The sequence below is a fragment of the Aliarcobacter skirrowii CCUG 10374 genome (assembly GCF_003544835.1).
Lineage (GTDB): Bacteria > Campylobacterota > Campylobacteria > Campylobacterales > Arcobacteraceae > Aliarcobacter > Aliarcobacter skirrowii.
The window spans coordinates 739,685-756,055 of the sequence record NZ_CP032099.1 but is presented as its reverse complement, the minus strand read 5'-3'; the positions used below and the strand labels follow the sequence as shown (position 1 = coordinate 756,055).

Here is a 16,371-nt window from a genome sequence, read left to right as displayed (position 1 = left end):
TCCCTTATTTGCTTTCTGTAACTAAATTTAATTCATTTAGTAATTTTTTTCTTTGTTCTTCATCTGCTACTGCATCTTCTATTGCTTTTCTAAATGCAGGTACATTTCCTAATGGTCCTTTTAATGAAACTAAAGCTTGTCTTAATTCCATAAGTTTTTTTAATTCTGGTACATTATCAACTATCTTTTCTGGAGAAAAATCAGCAATATGTCCTACATTTAATTTAACATCTAAACTATCACCCTCTTCTTCACTTATTTTATTTGCTACATCAAATTCTAATTTAATATTCTGTGCTTTTAAAACTTCATTAAAATTATTTTTATCAATTTTAATAGCTTTTTTATCTTCAATTAAACTTTTTTCTTCATTAGGATTAAAATCTCCTAAAACAACAAGTTTAAAAGGTATTTCAACATCTTCTGACACATCCCCTGTAGCAGGTTTATAGGTAACATTTATTCTCTCTTTTGGTGATTCTGACTGTTTCATTTTTTTATTCCTTTATTTTAAATTTATTTTATAAGCCTGATGTATATCAACTATACACAGCTTTTTATAGACTTCTTCTATCTTATCTTTATGGTATTCTGAACTTCTAAAATTAGTTAATATAAAACTATAAATTCTAGAAACTAATTTTGGATTCCAACTATCAAGATTAAAATATTTAATTTCATCTAATATGTGTTCTAAATAAATATTTGCTATATCTCTTCTTGAAATTGAGACAACAAACTTTAAAAACTCTACTTTAGTATTAAATTTCTCTTCCATACTTTTTGATAAAGAGATCTTTTCTTCAAAAAAACTAATTGATTCTTCTTCATTATTGTTTGAAATAAAATTATGAATTTCATCAACTATATTTTTCTCTTCATTTACTTCTTTAAATTCTTCTTTATCCCTATTTTTATTCTCCTTATCTATCCAAGTTTTTGTTTTTAATGATGCAAATGGAGTACCATCTGCAAATGTTAAATTTAGAATTCCTTTTTTTAGTTCAATAAAATTTAAAAGCTCTAATTTAACTTCATTCGCTTGTTTAATATAATTAGTTTTTTCTAGTATTTGATATGTATAAAAATGACCATCTAACCAAAAAGGACAATCTTCCAGTATTTTTTCTGATAAATTTAAGGCTTCATCGTATTTATTTTGCTTAAAAAGTTTTTCTACAGATTGTAGATCTTCTATTAATGGTGCTTGTATTTGAGTTTTATTTTCTTGTGATGTAGGTATATCTTCTATATCAATCAAAGATATAAATCTAGTTATTCTAATAGATTTGAAGTTTGAATAATCTTTTTGTCTATAATAATCAGATAAAGAAGAAGCACTCTTTTTTATACTTCTTAAAACTTTATTAGCATCAAAATCATTTGTGATAGTATCATCTATTTTTAATTCAAATTTATTTTCATTTATTTGCTTTTCATCTGCTACTTTTATAGTTTCGACAACTTCTATTTTTTCTTTATTAATTTTAGGAGTAAGTTCCTGTTTTTTTATTAGCTTTAAAATAGTTTTAAAATAATCTCTATTTGTTTCACTAACTTTTTTTAAAGCAAGTGATAAATCTAAAATCTTACACTCTAATTCAGAATCTTTTAAAGAGTTTTGCAAATTTAAATTATTTTCTATCTCTTTTGTAAGAGTAGTTTCTAACCATTCTATAATATTTGTTTTTGAGATTTTTGATTTTGGGTAGAATGAAGTATAAAACTTATTAATAAATTCTATAAAACAATCTATAGAATATTTAAGCCCTTCTATTTGATTAATTTTAAAATTTGTATAAAACCACCAAGTGGCAATTTTAAAATCTTTTGTATCTTTAGATAATAAAGTTTCACACTCTGAAAGTACAGTTCTAAAGTCACAAGTATCTTGAGTTACACTTGAAATCTTATCTATTTCAATTTCAATATTTAAGTAACTATCTTCATACTTACAATCTTTTCCAACTACATCATTTATTTCTTGCAAAATAGATTTTCTTATCATTTCCCCTACCTAATTTTGAAAAACTGTAACCATTCTAATCTATTAAAACTTTATTTTAATCATTTTGTATAAAATACTATTATTTTAATAGTTATTCTGTTACCATACTTCCCTATATATTATTTATTTGTGTAATTGGGGAAACATGGGGAATATTTATCAAGTAGTAGAAAAGGGAATAATTAAATGTATGTGTGGTGGGATGGTTGAGTTAAAATCATCTGTTCCAAATCAAATGATAGGAGATTCAAAACCACTTTATTGGAAAGATTTATTAGATGCTCCTATTAAAGGTTGTCCTAGTTTAGTTCCTTGTACAAAAGTTGTATCTATAACTGATATTGGAACAGAAGAAAATGTTGCAGATAGTAACAGTAGTTTTCTTTTAAGAACAGATGGTTTCAAATCTGATCAAGGTAAAGGTATTCTTTTAGAAGATCCTGGACAATCTTCTACTTCTACTCTTCCTAAACCAAGTGCTGAAAAAGTATTTGTAGAACTTGAAGAGTTAAAAGAAAAAGAAGAAGAGCTAAAAGAAGATAAAAAAGAAAATATCTCTACTTATAAAATAAAACTATTAAGAAAATCAAATGATATTTATAAACCTTTAAGACCAATAAGAGATTTAAAACTTTTTGAAGAGCTATCAATAACAGATAAAAAAGATACATATTTATTAGAAAATATATATAGTTTTTATCTCTCTTATTTATATATATATGATGAAGTTTCGTATAAAGAAGTTAAAATTTCATCTCAAAGTACTTTATATCATGAGAAAATAGATGAAGTATTTTTTATATATGATGGAGAAAAATTAAACTATATTCCACTAGAAGAAGATAAAAAGATAACTATATATTATAGTAATATAAAACTAGATTCTCCAAAAGAAGAGGATTTAAAAGATTTACATAATATTACTATTGACACAACAAATTTAGATGAAAAATCTAGCTTTTTTGTAGTAGAAAACCATGGTTTAAATAAAAGTATTATTTCAGAAGATGATTTAAAATTTATTAAGAAGAAAGAGAAGGATGAAGAGTCTAAAGAGCATTATATAGTTGGAATATTTGATGATATTTTAGGTGAAATTGAAGATTTATATAATAACTATCATGACTCTTTTAAAAAAGCATATAGAAACAACTACGATAATATAAACCAAATAAAAGAGATAAACTCATATCCATTTACAATATCAAGTATGATAGATAAGTTTTATGTAGATGAAGATACAAATAAAGCTTTTAAAGAGTTAAATGAATATTTTAAAGATATTGTAGATATTTTTTTATCAGATGAGAAGTATTTAAATACTTTCTTTTTAAAAAACAAAGGAGATATATCTTGGATATTTGATAGGGATAAACACAATATTGGTTTATCTTATTTGAATATGATTAAAAATAGATATTATCCATTTTTTGAAGAGTTTTCTTATAGTACTGCTTTAAAAAAAGATGTATTTAAAAGAAATTCAAATAAAGATAATTTCAACATTTTTTTTGAAGGTAAAGGATTTAAATATATAGAAAAAATCCAATTTAAAGTTAATAATTTTAATTTTAAAAATAGTATATATTTTACTCCAAAAAGCAAAGATTATGAAGCTATTTTAAAAAATGCAAATGAGTTTTTAGCAACTATTATATTCTCTATTATTTTTTCATCAGATGAAGAGTTTGAAGCTATTATAAAATCTAGTAACTCTGCTTCAAAGCTTGAAGCAAATAGAGTTGAGTTTGATAAGATTTTAAAAAATATAAGACCAATAACTTTTATAAATACTAAAAAAGATGAAGAGTTAAAAAAATTTATAGAAAAAGATACTATTTATTCTCAAATATTAAATAGAGATTCAAAAAACTCTTCTGATAGCTATTTAAATGATTATGAAAATCTTGATTTACTAAATACAAAACAATCATTTATTCAAGATGGAAAAACATTTGATAGCTTTATAAAATCAAAATATCTATATTTTAAAAATAGTAGTTTTTATAAAAATATTAGTAAAGATGAAGATACTCCAGAAGAGATTATAAAAGTAATTCATAATAAATTAAAAAGTGAAGAGTTAAAGAATATTTTAGAAGCTTATAAAAATATAAAAAATACTAATCTACAAGAGTATATTCTTTTTTCAAAAAACACTCTTTATATGCTTTGTGCTCCTAGATTAAATATAGATGAAGAGTCTATATTTAACAATATTTTTCATAAAGATTTATCTAATATTTTTAAGTTTTATACTTCTATGAGAGTAAAAATGAAAGGAATTGATGAAAATAAAAAAGAAGATAGTAATAAAGAACTTAAGAAAGAGGAAAAAGGCAAAGGACTTGCAGATGATGCTATTGCCGATTTAATAGTTCAATATAGAATATCAGCACTATTTTTTAATATGATTTCAAAATCTTATACATTTGCAATACTTCAACCTAAAGAATCAGATTTTCATAAAAATGCAATGACTTTTATACCTTATGAAGAAAAGACAGAAGAAGAGAAAAAAGATTTTAAACTTAGATTTCATTTTATAAATGAACCTAAGTTTACTAAACAGATATTAGAAAAAGTAAAAGAAGTTGAACTTATTTCTAAAGCTGTTGAAGATATTTTGGATGAGATTATTAAAAATGAAGATAATTTGAAATATAAAGATAGTGTTGATAAATATTTAAAATCTTTAAGAACTTTCTCATCTACTATTGCTTTTTTAAGAATTATTGATTTTACTTTGATGGATGATAAAAGTTTCAAAGATTTTTCACAATTTGCAAATGATGTTTTATCTTTAACTATATATGTAACAAACTTCTTAAAACAAAAAAATATATTAAACAAGAATACTCTAGCTATCTTTACAAAAGAACTTCAAAAAGATAGAAAAATGTTATTTACAAATCTAAGTACTACAAATAGATTTAATATTATATTTATTATTATCAACTCTATAATTGATAGTAAAAAACTTTATGAAAATGATGATTATGATGCTTTAGTTACACATAATCTTCTTTCGATTCTAGTAATTACTACTATGATTTTTCCTGCTTCTACTCCAATTAAAATTTTATATATTTTTTTAGAAATTGTTATTTCATCAGTTGTTAATCATCTTATAGAAAGTGATTTAGTAGTATTTTTAAAAAGAACCATTTTAGCTAAAAACATATCTACTTCTAATGTTTTATTTAATGATAATAAAGTTTATACTGCTCACTTCTTGGCAAACTCTTTTAAAAACAACAAAGATGTAGATGTAGGTTTTAAATCTGATAAAGCTTTAATTAATTTTATTGGAGAAAACTATTTCTCTTATAAAGATAATTTTGAATTAGCTTTTAAAAATGAATTGCAGTTCTTATATACTAATCTGATTGGATTGAAGTTAGAAAAAATTAAGTATATATCTGAAAAATCTAAGAATGAATTTATTATTGATAGTAGAAAAGTTTATTTAGATATTAAAGAAGCTATCTTAATTCCAAATACTTTAATAGAAGATGAAAAGTTTGTATTAACTTTTGATGGAACTAATTATTCAAAAGATGATTTAACAAATAATAATATATTTAATCCATTTAAAGATGATACTATCATATCTAGCTTTGTTTTTAGAAATATATTTAAATATTCATCAAATTTATCAATTATCACATCTTCTGTAGAGCTAAATTATTCTATTACTTACAATATAAAAAAAGATGCAGATTTTTCTTCTACAAAAATTTATATTGATATAAATAAAATAGAACAAATAGAATTTGATAAATAAAAAGGAAATAAAATGAATAATAAAATAAAACAAATATTTGCAATATTATTACTTCTATCTTTAGTAGCTTTTATAATAATGGCTTTCTTACCAGAAGAAAAAAAAGTTGAAGAGATTGTGAAGAAAGAACCATCTATAAAACCTTTATATTGGAATGGAGAAGAAATATATTCTTTTGGTTATGAAAATAGTTTAGAAACAACAGCAAAAAGAGCTTTTAAAGAAGCTATGGATTTATTTTATAAAGATAATTATGAAGAAGCAATGATAAGAATAGAATATTCAAACTATATTATGCCTTTAGCAGAGAATTCAGATTTAGCTTGTCAAATATTAGATGATTTAAATAAATTTGAAGAAGCTATTCCTTGGTGTACACAAGCTTATGAATTAGGAAATGATAAAAGCTTAATTGGTATTGCTTTAGCTTATAGAGGAGTTAAAAATTATGAAGAAGCTCTTAAATGGTTTCATTTGGCAAATGAAAAACAAATTCCTAATTCTGCAAATGGTTTAGGTTTAGTTTATTCAGCTATGAAAGATTATGTAAATGCTGAAAAGTGGTATTTACAAGCTATGAAAGAGGACCCAAAAAATACAAATGCTCTAAATAATTTAATCTATTTTTATATAGTTCATGTAAATGATAAAATAAGAGGTGCTGCTTATGCTATTGCTTCTGTTAATAATGTCTTTCCAGCAAATACTATTGCAAAATTCTTAGTTGTAACTCATAAAATACCTTTAGAAGATTTACAAAAAGCTTATGAGTTTCAATTAAATAACCCTATTTTACCTTATCGTTATGAAGAGAAAGGAAGAAGAATCGGATTTTTAAATGAGAAAGACTATAAAGAAGCATTTGAAAGATATAAAAATAGATAATAATTTAGAAGTAATAAAATGTCATATTTTTTTATAAACCAAATAAAAGAGATAAATGCCTATCCCTTTACAATATCAAGTATGATAGATAAGTTTTATGTAGATGAAGATACAAATAAAGCTTTTAAAGAGTTAAATGAATATTTTAAAGATATTATAGATATTTTTTCATCAGATGAAGAGTTTGAAGCTATTATAAAATCTAGTAACTCTGCTTCAAAGCTTGAAGCAAATAGAGTTGAGTTTGATAAGATTTTAAAAAATATAAGACCAATAACTTTTATAAATACTAAAAAAGATGAAGAGTTAAAAAAATTTATAGAAAAAGATACTATTTATTCTCAAATATTAAATAGAGATTCAAAAAACTCTTCTGATAGCTATTTAAATGATTATGAAAATCTTGATTTACTAAATACAAAACAATCATTTATTCAAGATGGAAAAACATTTGATAGCTTTATAAAATCAAAATATCTATATTTTAAAAATAGTAGTTTTTATAAAAATATTAGTAAAGATGAAGATACTCCAGAAGAGATTATAAAAGTAATTCATAATAAATTAAAAAGTGAAGAGTTAAAGAATATTTTAGAAGCTTATAAAAATATAAAAAATACAAATCTGCAAGAGTATATTGTTTTTTCAAAAAATACTCTTTATATGCTTTGTGCTCCTAGATTAAATATAGATGAAGAGTCTATATTTAACAATATCTTTCATAAAGATTTATCTAATATTTTTGATTTTTATACTTCTATGAGAAAAAAAATGGGAAGTCTAGAAAATGATGCTAAAGCCGATTTAATAGTACAATATAGAATATCAGCACTATTTTTTAATATGATTTCAAAATCTTATACATTTGCGATACTTCAGCCTAAAGAATCAGAATTTCATACAAATGCAAAAGCTTTTATACCTTATGATGAAAAGACAGAAGAAGAGAAAAAGAGTTATGAAAATAGATTTCATTTTATAAATGAACCTAAGTTTACTAAACAGATATTAGAAAAAGTAAAAGAAGTTGAACTTATCTCAAAAGCTGTTGAGGATATTTTAGATGAGATTATTAAAGAAGGTAAAAACAGAGATTTACAAAATAGTGTTGATAAATATTTAAAATCTTTAAGAACTTTCTCATCTACTATTGCTTTTTTAAGAATTATTGATTTTACTTTAATGGATAATAAAAATTTCAAAGATTTTTCACAATTTGCAAATGATGTTTTATCTTTAACTATTTTTAAAAAACAACTTCAAAAAATAAAAAATGTTATTTATAAATCTAAACATGATTAATTTCATATATAAATTATTAAAATTTTAGAATGATTTGGTAACTTTTAGTAACTAAAATAAGTAATTATAAAATTAAATAATAAAAATTAGATTTACATATCTTTTTTTTAAAAAAATATAGTAACATTAAATTCTAATTTAAATATTACAACAAGGAGCAAGGATGAATAATCCAATATTTATTTCAATAGAAGGAAGTACTCAAGGTCTAATAACTGAAAGTGCTTTTACAGCTGAATCAGTAGGTAATTTATATCAAAGAGGTCATGAAAATGAAGCTTTAGTAAAGTCTTTTACTCACAATGTAAAAGTACCTAGAGATATACAATCAGGACAACCTTCTGGTCAAAGAGTACATGAACCATTTACTATCACTAAACTTATAGATAAATCTTCACCTCTTTTATATAATGCTTTAACAAAAAGTGAGACTTTACCAAAAGTTGAATTAAAATGGTATAGAACGAATTATGAGGGAAAACCAGAACACTACTTTACCACTACTTTAGAAGATGCTGTTATTGTCAATATTAATACTTCTATGGATATGGGAATTGACACAGACAAAGCTGTAATTTCTCCTTTAGAAGAAATTTCTTTCTCTTATAGAAAGATTTCTTGGAGACATGAAGTAGCAAGTACTTCGGGAGAAGATGATTGGAGAATTGGTGTAGGTTTAAATGCTTAACTAATTTATTAATTCAAAGATGAAATGTCATCTTTGAATTGATTATAAAGTATATATATTTTTTATATTTTATAATCAGTTCTTTAATCGTGGGGGATAAGATGAGTATAGGGGAAGTTATAAAAGCTGGGAAAGCTATAGGAAATAGGAATAAGCGGGTACAGGAGCTAAGAGGTAGAGTAGAGCTAGTAAATTATAGAAGTAATATATTATTAAATAATGGATATTCAATATATAGACTAGAAGGGCTTAGTGGAGTTAATAAGATTTATGAATATGAAGTAATATTTATAAGTGAAGATAAGTTAGATATAACAGCTATAGTAGATACAGATATAAAGATAATACTTGAAGATATAACAAATAGGACAAATAAGACTATTTATGGGAAAGTATTTAGTATAAAAGAAGAGAGTATAGTATCAAAGAAGAGTCTATATAAAGTAAAAGTAGTACATCCACTATACTATTTGGGATTAACAAATAGTTATGAGATATTTCATAATCTAAGTTCAGTAGATATTATACAAAGTATCATATCAAGATACTCTTCATTGCTAAGCTTATCTTGTGTAAATAATATAGATAAGAGTGAATATAGTCAAGATAATGGAATAAAAGAGTATACAACTCAATATAATCAAAGTGATTTAGAATTTATTAAAATGCTTTGTGAAGAAGAGGGATATAGCCTAGTAATAGATTCACAAGAGCCAAACTTTAAAGTAGTTATTTGTGATTTAAATGAGTACTCAAATAGAATGAGTATATCTAATAGAGTTGTAGGTACATATAATAATAAAATAGAGTTTAAAGCGACACACTTTATAGAAGATTACTATGATAAAAATAATCCAAACTTAGAGTTTAAAATAAGAAGTGGAGAAGTAGTAAATCCTAAAGAGAATACAAGTAGTAAACAACTAAGAGATGGAATAGTAAAAGAGAAATTAAGAGATAAACTGAATTTATTAAATGAGAGTTACTATGAAGACTTAAATAGATATAGTAAACTAGATTCAGAGATAGAGTATTCATTGTCAAATACAATAGAAGCTTTTTCAAATGATTTAATAATAGATGATAGTAAATTAATAAACTTATATGATGATAAAGTAAATAAAAGCCAAGAGATAATAGTACTAGAAGTAAGATCTAAAGCATATTTTCCAAATGCATTAGATGAATATGTAGATATAGAATCAAGTACACAGAAATTTGAGATGCAATATAGCGTAGAACTAAAAGCAATTCCAAAAGATATAATATATAGACCCCAAAGAACAATAAAAAAGCCAAAGATATATGGAATACAAACAGCAATAGTAACAAGCCAAGATATAAATAATGAAAGCTTAAAAGAGAAAGCAAATAGTATAGATGTAGATGAAGAAGGGAGAGTAAGAGTACTTTTTTTCTTTGAAAGAAATAAAATAGCATCATGCTACTTAAGAGTGTCAAATATGTCAAGTGGAGATAACTATGGGACAATGTTTATACCAAGAGTAAATAGTGAAGTAATAGTAAGCTTTGTAAATGGAGATCCAGATTGCCCAATAATAATAGGGACTTTGCATAATGGAGAGAATAAACTAGCATATTCCTTGCCAAATAATAAAACAAAGAGCTATATAAGGACATATACAACACCACAATATAGTGATAGTATAGGTTATAATGAACTAATGTTTGAAGATTACCAAGGAAGAGAAGAGATAAATATAAGAGCTCAAAGAGATTTAAATACAGAAGTATTGAATAATGAGAATAAAAGAGTAGATAAAGATCAAAGAGTAATAATAAGAGGAGATAAAGAAGAGAGTATAAATAAGAACTCAAAACTAAATGTAAAAGATAATTATGAGATAAATGTACAAAAAGATTTAATAGAGAATGTAATAAATAATAAACATATAAATGTTTTAGAGAATCTTGATATTAATGTAAATAAAAATATAAATGTGAATATAGTAGAAAATTTAAAGTATATAATAGAAAAGGATTTTATAGAGAGTATAAAAGGAAGTAAAATAGAGTATGTAGAAAAAGATGTGAAGCTAAGATATCTAAATAATCTATTTACACAAGTTGATAAAGATTTTAGACTAGATGTAAAAGGCTCTTACCATATAAAATCAAGTTCAATAAAACAAGAGGCGAATATAATAGAACTAATAGCGAATAATGGAATCACAATAAGAAGTGGAGCAAATAGTATAACAGTAGATGGAAGTGGTATTCATTTAAACTCTGCAAGTATAAATACTCAATCTTCTTTAGAGGGTGTAAATGCAATTGATGTTGAGATGCCTATTATTGATAAACCAAAATATGAGAAGCTAAGAGTAAAAGAATTAGAATCAAATATATTAAAACAAAACAGTATAGAAGAGCAATTAATTTTTAAAGCAAGTGTAGAGAAATATAAAGATGAAAACTGGGAAGCAACAAATAGTTTATCTGAGTTTGAATTAAATCAAATAAGATGGGTAGTTGTAACAAACAATGATAAAGAAGATAAAGATATTGTACAAGATGAGATAAGTGACAATGTTATAGCTATAAATGAATTTGAACTAAAACTTGATATCTCAAAATCAAATAGATGTAAATATGCTCATATATTTTGTTATGTAGATGATTATTTATTAGAAGGATATAGTTTAGTAGAATTAAAAAGAGATATAAAAGTAGATGATATAAAACTAAACTATATTTCAAATGAAGAAGTAGAACTTGAAGCTATTTTAAATGTAGATGAAGCTACACAAGAAGAGTTAGAACAAATTGTATGGAATATAAACTCTAAAGATATATTAGCTTATAATGGAAAAACTAAAATACAACATAATATAAAAGATGAGAAAGTATATAAAACAATGTTTAATGCATATATAAAAGATAATCAATCTATTGAATCTAGTGCTAATACTTCTGCTGTGTTTGATGAAGAGAAGATGAGAATTAGTGAAATAGGATTTGAAAATGCAAAAGTTTAATCTGGATGATATTGTTGATTTTTATATAAAAACAATAAATGTTCCAGAAAATACAACGGTAAATATTGGACTAACTCCTTTAGATATAAATAAAAATAGTTTTGATAATAAAATGGTAAATGATACAACAACAGTTAAAAAATATAAAAATGAAAACTTTGCTAAATATCCATTTATTCCAAGAGATATAATAAAAGAACTAAAGATTAATGAAAAAAATGTTTTTTATATAAAAGGTTGGATAGATGCAAATAATGATAAAAAAATATGTATAGATAAAGAAGAAGTTATACTTGAAATTGTAAAAGATGTTTTCATAGGACTTATGCATAATCCAAGTAATAATAAAGTTCATCTATTAACAAAAAAAGATATTGAAAAATATAAACTTAATAATATAAATCCAGTAACACAAGCATTGGAAGGAAAACATCCAATTTTAGCAGGTTCAGGCTCTATATATGCAGGATTATATGGCTTTGGAGATTGGGCAAGTAGACTTTCAGGTTTTAGAGATTGGCAATTAGACAATGAAAACAATGAAGAAAAAAACAAAGCTTCATTAGAAACAAAATATATATTAAAACTTATAAAGTATATTATTTCAGATGAAAATGGGTCAAGAAAGATTTTTTTTAATTCTGTAGAAAAGTATATAAAAGAAAATCCAACATATGTAACTAGTAGATTATTGACTGGTATTGGAATGGGTATTATAGTACAACCTAAAAATAATAAAGTTCCAGTTGGGCTCATAAGTATTTCATCTCCTGCAATCTTAGGAGATATAACTTTTACTGCAAAAGAAATAGATGATTTTGCAAAAGGTATAGTTCTTGGGAACTAATATTAAAAACTCAATTAAAAATTTACTTAAAATAATGCCTTGCTTATATTCAAGTAATAAAGTATTAATTCTAAATGGTATTTCATATAGAGTTAAACTCTTTTATGTAATCTTATTTTGGACTATTCAAGGATTGTTTGGATTTACACTTTATCCTATTTTTGGGTTATTTATGTTTGGTATTATTTTAGAAAATTCAAATAATTCAATTTTATTATCAACTACTATAACTCTTGTGTCTTTATATATTTTAGTATATGTGATACTTTTTATTTTTTCATATTTTGCACCATTAAAAAAAGAGATATAAGGAAAACAATTGAAAATATTTACATTTTTTACACTATTATTACTATTCATAAATAGTTTTATTTCATATTCTTTATCAGGTTCTTTTATGTATATGTTAGGAAATGTTTATGCTATACCTTTATTACTTATGGGACTTTTTTATATTTTTAAAGACTCTAGAAATAAAAAAAGTATGCTAAAAGTTCTTTTCTTCTCATCTATTATAATTTTCATAAGCCTAATTGGTAATATTCTTACTATTATTCAGAATATTCAAATTAAATAATTATTGTAAATAATAAAATTTATATAGAGATGCCTATTATTGATAAACCAAAATATGAGAAGCTAAGAGTAAAAGAATTAGAATCAAATATATTAAAACAAAACAGTATAGAAGAGCAATTAATTTTTAAAGCAAGTGTAGAGAAATATAAAGATGAAAACTGGGAAGCAACAAATAGTTTATCTGAGTTTGAATTAAATCAAATAAGATGGGTAGTTGTAACAAACAATGATAAAGAAGATAAAGATATTGTACAAGATGAGATAAGTGACAATGTTATAGCTATAAATGAATTTGAACTAAAACTTGATATCTCAAAATCAAATAGATGTAAATATGCTCATATATTTTGTTATGTAGATGATTATTTATTAGAAGGATATAGTTTAGTAGAATTAAAAAGAGATATAAAAGTAGATGATATAAAACTAAACTATATTTCAAATGAAGAAGTAGAACTTGAAGCTATTTTAAATGTAGATGAAGCTACACAAGAAGAGTTAGAACAAATTGTATGGAATATAAACTCTAAAGATATATTAGCTTATAATGGAAAAACTAAAATACAACATAATATAAAAGATGAGAAAGTATATAAAACAATGTTTAATGCATATATAAAAGATAATCAATCTATTGAATCTAGTGCTAATACTTCTGCTGTGTTTGATGAAGAGAAGATGAGAATTAGTGAAATAGGATTTGAAAATGCAAAAGTTTAATCTGGATGATATTGTTGATTTTTATATAAAAACAATAAATGTTCCAGAAAATACAACGGTAAATATTGGACTAACTCCTTTAGATATAAATAAAAATAGTTTTGATAATAAAATGGTAAATGATACAACAACAGTTAAAAAATATAAAAATGAAAACTTTGCTAAATATCCATTTATTCCAAGAGATATAATAAAAGAACTAAAGATTAATGAAAAAAATGTTTTTTATATAAAAGGTTGGATAGATGCAAATAATGATAAAAAAATATGTATAGATAAAGAAGAAGTTATACTTGAAATTGTAAAAGATGTTTTCATAGGACTTATGCATAATCCAAGTAATAATAAAGTTCATCTATTAACAAAAAAAGATATTGAAAAATATAAACTTAATAATATAAATCCAGTAACACAAGCATTGGAAGGAAAACATCCAATTTTAGCAGGTTCAGGCTCTATATATGCAGGATTATATGGCTTTGGAGATTGGGCAAGTAGACTTTCAGGTTTTAGAGATTGGCAATTAGACAATGAAAACAATGAAGAAAAAAACAAAGCTTCATTAGAAACAAAATATATATTAAAACTTATAAAGTATATTATTTCAGATGAAAATGGGTCAAGAAAGATTTTTTTTAATTCTGTAGAAAAGTATATAAAAGAAAATCCAACATATGTAATTAGTAGATTTCTAACAGGAATAGGATTAAGTGCTTTTGTTCAACCAAAAATCAAGGTTCCAGTTGGTTTTGCAGGTATAACATTTCCTGCATTATGGGGAGACCTTACCTTTTCAACCAAAGAAATAGATGATTTCGCAAGAGCTATTATAATAGGACAATAAAATGATAAAAAAAACATTTAAAAATCACTTTGATTTAATTTTTCAAAATTATACTATTATTGATAATAAAGAGTATAGATTACCTTATTATATATATATTCCTAAAACTATTTTGAACTTTATATATTTATTTGGAGGATTTATAATTTTAGCTGCATTAATTGGAGAATTATTTGAAATTTTTAATATTAAACTATCTTTTAGTGCAATTATTTTTTTAACAATACTTATTCCAATACTTTTAAACTATTTAATTGTATATTTTTCTCCTTTAGTTAAAGTAGAAACTATAGAAGAAAAACAAAACAAATCATTTTGGAAAAAATATAAAGAGTATAAAGATAAATATAAGAAAAACAATTGAAAATATTTACATTTTTACACTATTATTACTATTCATAAATAGTTTTATTTCATATTCTTTGAGACCATTTAAAATTCCGTGTCTAGTAAAATTCTGATAGGAGAAATCCACCCAAACTTAGATTTTAAGCTCCGTGTCCAATCTGCCCTCGAAAAATATTGCCAATTGTGAAAGGGTTAAATTCCAATTCCACATTGGCATATTCCATTTTTTAGTAGCATTTTGAATACCCATATAAAGCAATTTTAAAAGTGAATTTTCATTAGAGAAAGCTCCTTTGGTTTTAGTAAGTTTCCTAAATTGTCTATGAACTGATTCAATAATATTTGTAGTATAAATCACTTTTCTTATCTCTGGAGGATATTTAAAATACACCGATAGGTTTTCCCATTTATTTTGCCAAGATTGTAAAACTATAGGATAAAGTTTCCCCCATTTATCTTCAAGCTTTAACAGTTCATCTTCAGCTAATTCTTTTGTACTTGCTTCATAAACTAATCTTAGATCTTTCATAAACTCTTTTTGGTCTTTAGAAGCTACATATCTTAAAGAGTTTCTAATTTGGTGAATAATACAAAGTTGTACTTCACTTTTAGGAAATATTGCTTTTATAGCTTCTGGAAATCCTTTTAAACCATCAACGCAAGCAATAAGTATATCTTTTACACCTCTATTATTTAAATCAGTTAAAACACTCAACCAAAAATTTGCACCTTCTGATTCTGAAAGGTAAAGTCCAAGTATATCTTTTTTACCTTCCATATTGACACCTAAAACAGTATAAACTGCTTTACTCACATATTTCCCACCATCTTTGATTTTATAATGTATGGCATCCAGCCATACAAAGGGATACATACTATCAAGTGGTCTACTTTGCCACTGTTTTACTTTGTCAATGATTTTATCTGTTATTGCACTGATGGTTGCTGTTGAAATGGATACTTGATATATCTCTTCAATATGTTTGGATATATCCGTATAACTCATACCCAAACCATACATTGAAAGTATCTTCTCTTCTATTTCATCCGATAAGGTGGTTTGATGTTTCTTTACTATTTGAGGTTCAAAGGTTCCATTTCTATCTCTTGGAGTTTCAAGTTCAAAACTTCCATCTGAAGTTCCTTTGATGGTTTTTCTATTGACACCATTTCTTCTATTACGAGTACCATTTAAAACATCTTGAGCAATATGTGATTCTACTTCTGCTTCAAGTGCTGCTTGAGTAAGCTGTTTTATAAGTGGAGCTAAAAGTCCATCTTTACCTGTTAATCTTTTTCCATTTTTAAATTCATTTAAGACTTCATTAAAGTCAAACTCAAATTGTTCTTCCATTGTCAATCCT

Annotated in this window: 14 protein-coding genes; 11 read left to right on the top strand and 3 right to left on the bottom strand. The window is 24.2% G+C overall.

What is annotated here, in order from left to right; translation table 11 throughout:
- Positions 1-4: 4 nt before the first annotated feature.
- Positions 5-493 carry a type VI secretion system contractile sheath small subunit gene (gene tssB / locus ASKIR_RS04010; RefSeq protein ID WP_115588535.1) on the bottom strand — a complete coding sequence of 163 codons (489 nt, stop codon included), beginning with the start codon at positions 491-493 and terminating at the stop codon, positions 5-7.
- Positions 494-505: 12 nt separating this feature from the next.
- Positions 506-2,008, bottom strand: coding sequence for a TssA family type VI secretion system protein (locus tag ASKIR_RS04005; RefSeq protein ID WP_115588534.1), 1,503 nt, complete (start codon positions 2,006-2,008; stop codon positions 506-508).
- Between the two features lie 145 nt (positions 2,009-2,153).
- Between ASKIR_RS04005 and ASKIR_RS04000 the strand changes: the two genes are divergently transcribed.
- The 11 genes from ASKIR_RS04000 to ASKIR_RS03950 all read left to right on the top strand — a co-directional run bounded on the left by ASKIR_RS04000 (position 2,154) and on the right by ASKIR_RS03950 (position 15,023).
- On the top strand, positions 2,154-5,795 hold the full coding sequence (locus ASKIR_RS04000; protein ID WP_115588533.1) for a hypothetical protein: 3,642 nt from the start codon (positions 2,154-2,156) through the stop codon (positions 5,793-5,795).
- 12 nt (positions 5,796-5,807) lie between these two features.
- Positions 5,808-6,680: a tetratricopeptide repeat protein gene (locus ASKIR_RS03995; RefSeq protein ID WP_115588532.1), complete on the top strand. Its 873-nt coding sequence runs from the start codon at positions 5,808-5,810 to the stop codon at positions 6,678-6,680.
- 18 nt (positions 6,681-6,698) lie between these two features.
- Complete coding sequence (locus tag ASKIR_RS03990; protein ID WP_115588531.1) at positions 6,699-7,982, top strand: hypothetical protein; 1,284 nt, start codon at positions 6,699-6,701, stop codon at positions 7,980-7,982.
- 163 nt (positions 7,983-8,145) lie between these two features.
- Complete coding sequence (locus ASKIR_RS03985; RefSeq protein WP_115588530.1) at positions 8,146-8,670, top strand: Hcp family type VI secretion system effector; 525 nt, start codon at positions 8,146-8,148, stop codon at positions 8,668-8,670.
- 101 nt (positions 8,671-8,771) lie between these two features.
- Positions 8,772-11,669, top strand: a complete 2,898-nt coding sequence (locus ASKIR_RS03980; RefSeq protein ID WP_115588529.1) for a type VI secretion system Vgr family protein — start codon at positions 8,772-8,774, stop codon at positions 11,667-11,669.
- Complete coding sequence (locus tag ASKIR_RS03975; RefSeq protein ID WP_115588528.1) at positions 11,656-12,516, top strand: hypothetical protein; 861 nt, start codon at positions 11,656-11,658, stop codon at positions 12,514-12,516. Before ASKIR_RS03980 ends, ASKIR_RS03975 begins: the two co-directional genes overlap by 14 nt.
- Positions 12,506-12,826 carry a hypothetical protein gene (locus ASKIR_RS03970; protein ID WP_115588527.1) on the top strand — a complete coding sequence of 107 codons (321 nt, stop codon included), beginning with the start codon at positions 12,506-12,508 and terminating at the stop codon, positions 12,824-12,826. The genes ASKIR_RS03975 and ASKIR_RS03970 overlap by 11 nt, the downstream gene beginning before the upstream one ends.
- Before the next feature lie 9 nt (positions 12,827-12,835).
- Complete coding sequence (locus ASKIR_RS03965; RefSeq protein WP_115588526.1) at positions 12,836-13,093, top strand: hypothetical protein; 258 nt, start codon at positions 12,836-12,838, stop codon at positions 13,091-13,093.
- Between the two features lie 29 nt (positions 13,094-13,122).
- Positions 13,123-13,815, top strand: coding sequence for a hypothetical protein (locus ASKIR_RS03960; protein WP_115588525.1), 693 nt, complete (start codon positions 13,123-13,125; stop codon positions 13,813-13,815).
- Entirely contained in the window at positions 13,802-14,659 is an 858-nt protein-coding gene (locus tag ASKIR_RS03955; RefSeq protein WP_115588524.1) for a hypothetical protein, read from the top strand. The genes ASKIR_RS03960 and ASKIR_RS03955 overlap by 14 nt, the downstream gene beginning before the upstream one ends.
- 1 nt (position 14,660) lies before the next feature.
- The gene (locus tag ASKIR_RS03950) at positions 14,661-15,023 is read left to right on the top strand and encodes a hypothetical protein (RefSeq protein ID WP_115588523.1); all 363 of its coding nucleotides are present in this window, start codon (positions 14,661-14,663) and stop codon (positions 15,021-15,023) included.
- A gap of 117 nt (positions 15,024-15,140) precedes the next feature.
- Here ASKIR_RS03950 and ASKIR_RS03945 read toward each other — a convergent pair whose 3' ends face one another.
- On the bottom strand, positions 15,141-16,361 hold the full coding sequence (locus ASKIR_RS03945; protein WP_115588522.1) for an IS256 family transposase: 1,221 nt from the start codon (positions 16,359-16,361) through the stop codon (positions 15,141-15,143).
- Positions 16,362-16,371 lie beyond the last annotated feature (10 nt).

What these genes read in the sequence shown, in the direction of transcription:
- tssB (WP_115588535.1), bottom strand. Translation starts at nt 493, where the DNA reads ATGAAACAGTCAGAATCACCAAAAGAGAGAATAAATGTTACCTATAAA.
- ASKIR_RS04005 (WP_115588534.1), bottom strand. Translation starts at nt 2,008, where the DNA reads ATGATAAGAAAATCTATTTTGCAAGAAATAAATGATGTAGTTGGAAAA.
- ASKIR_RS04000 (WP_115588533.1), top strand. Translation starts at nt 2,154, where the DNA reads ATGGGGAATATTTATCAAGTAGTAGAAAAGGGAATAATTAAATGTATG.
- ASKIR_RS03995 (WP_115588532.1), top strand. Translation starts at nt 5,808, where the DNA reads ATGAATAATAAAATAAAACAAATATTTGCAATATTATTACTTCTATCT.
- ASKIR_RS03990 (WP_115588531.1), top strand. Translation starts at nt 6,699, where the DNA reads ATGTCATATTTTTTTATAAACCAAATAAAAGAGATAAATGCCTATCCC.
- ASKIR_RS03985 (WP_115588530.1), top strand. Translation starts at nt 8,146, where the DNA reads ATGAATAATCCAATATTTATTTCAATAGAAGGAAGTACTCAAGGTCTA.
- ASKIR_RS03980 (WP_115588529.1), top strand. Translation starts at nt 8,772, where the DNA reads ATGAGTATAGGGGAAGTTATAAAAGCTGGGAAAGCTATAGGAAATAGG.
- ASKIR_RS03975 (WP_115588528.1), top strand. Translation starts at nt 11,656, where the DNA reads ATGCAAAAGTTTAATCTGGATGATATTGTTGATTTTTATATAAAAACA.
- ASKIR_RS03960 (WP_115588525.1), top strand. Translation starts at nt 13,123, where the DNA reads ATGCCTATTATTGATAAACCAAAATATGAGAAGCTAAGAGTAAAAGAA.
- ASKIR_RS03955 (WP_115588524.1), top strand. Translation starts at nt 13,802, where the DNA reads ATGCAAAAGTTTAATCTGGATGATATTGTTGATTTTTATATAAAAACA.
- ASKIR_RS03950 (WP_115588523.1), top strand. Translation starts at nt 14,661, where the DNA reads ATGATAAAAAAAACATTTAAAAATCACTTTGATTTAATTTTTCAAAAT.
- ASKIR_RS03945 (WP_115588522.1), bottom strand. Translation starts at nt 16,361, where the DNA reads ATGGAAGAACAATTTGAGTTTGACTTTAATGAAGTCTTAAATGAATTT.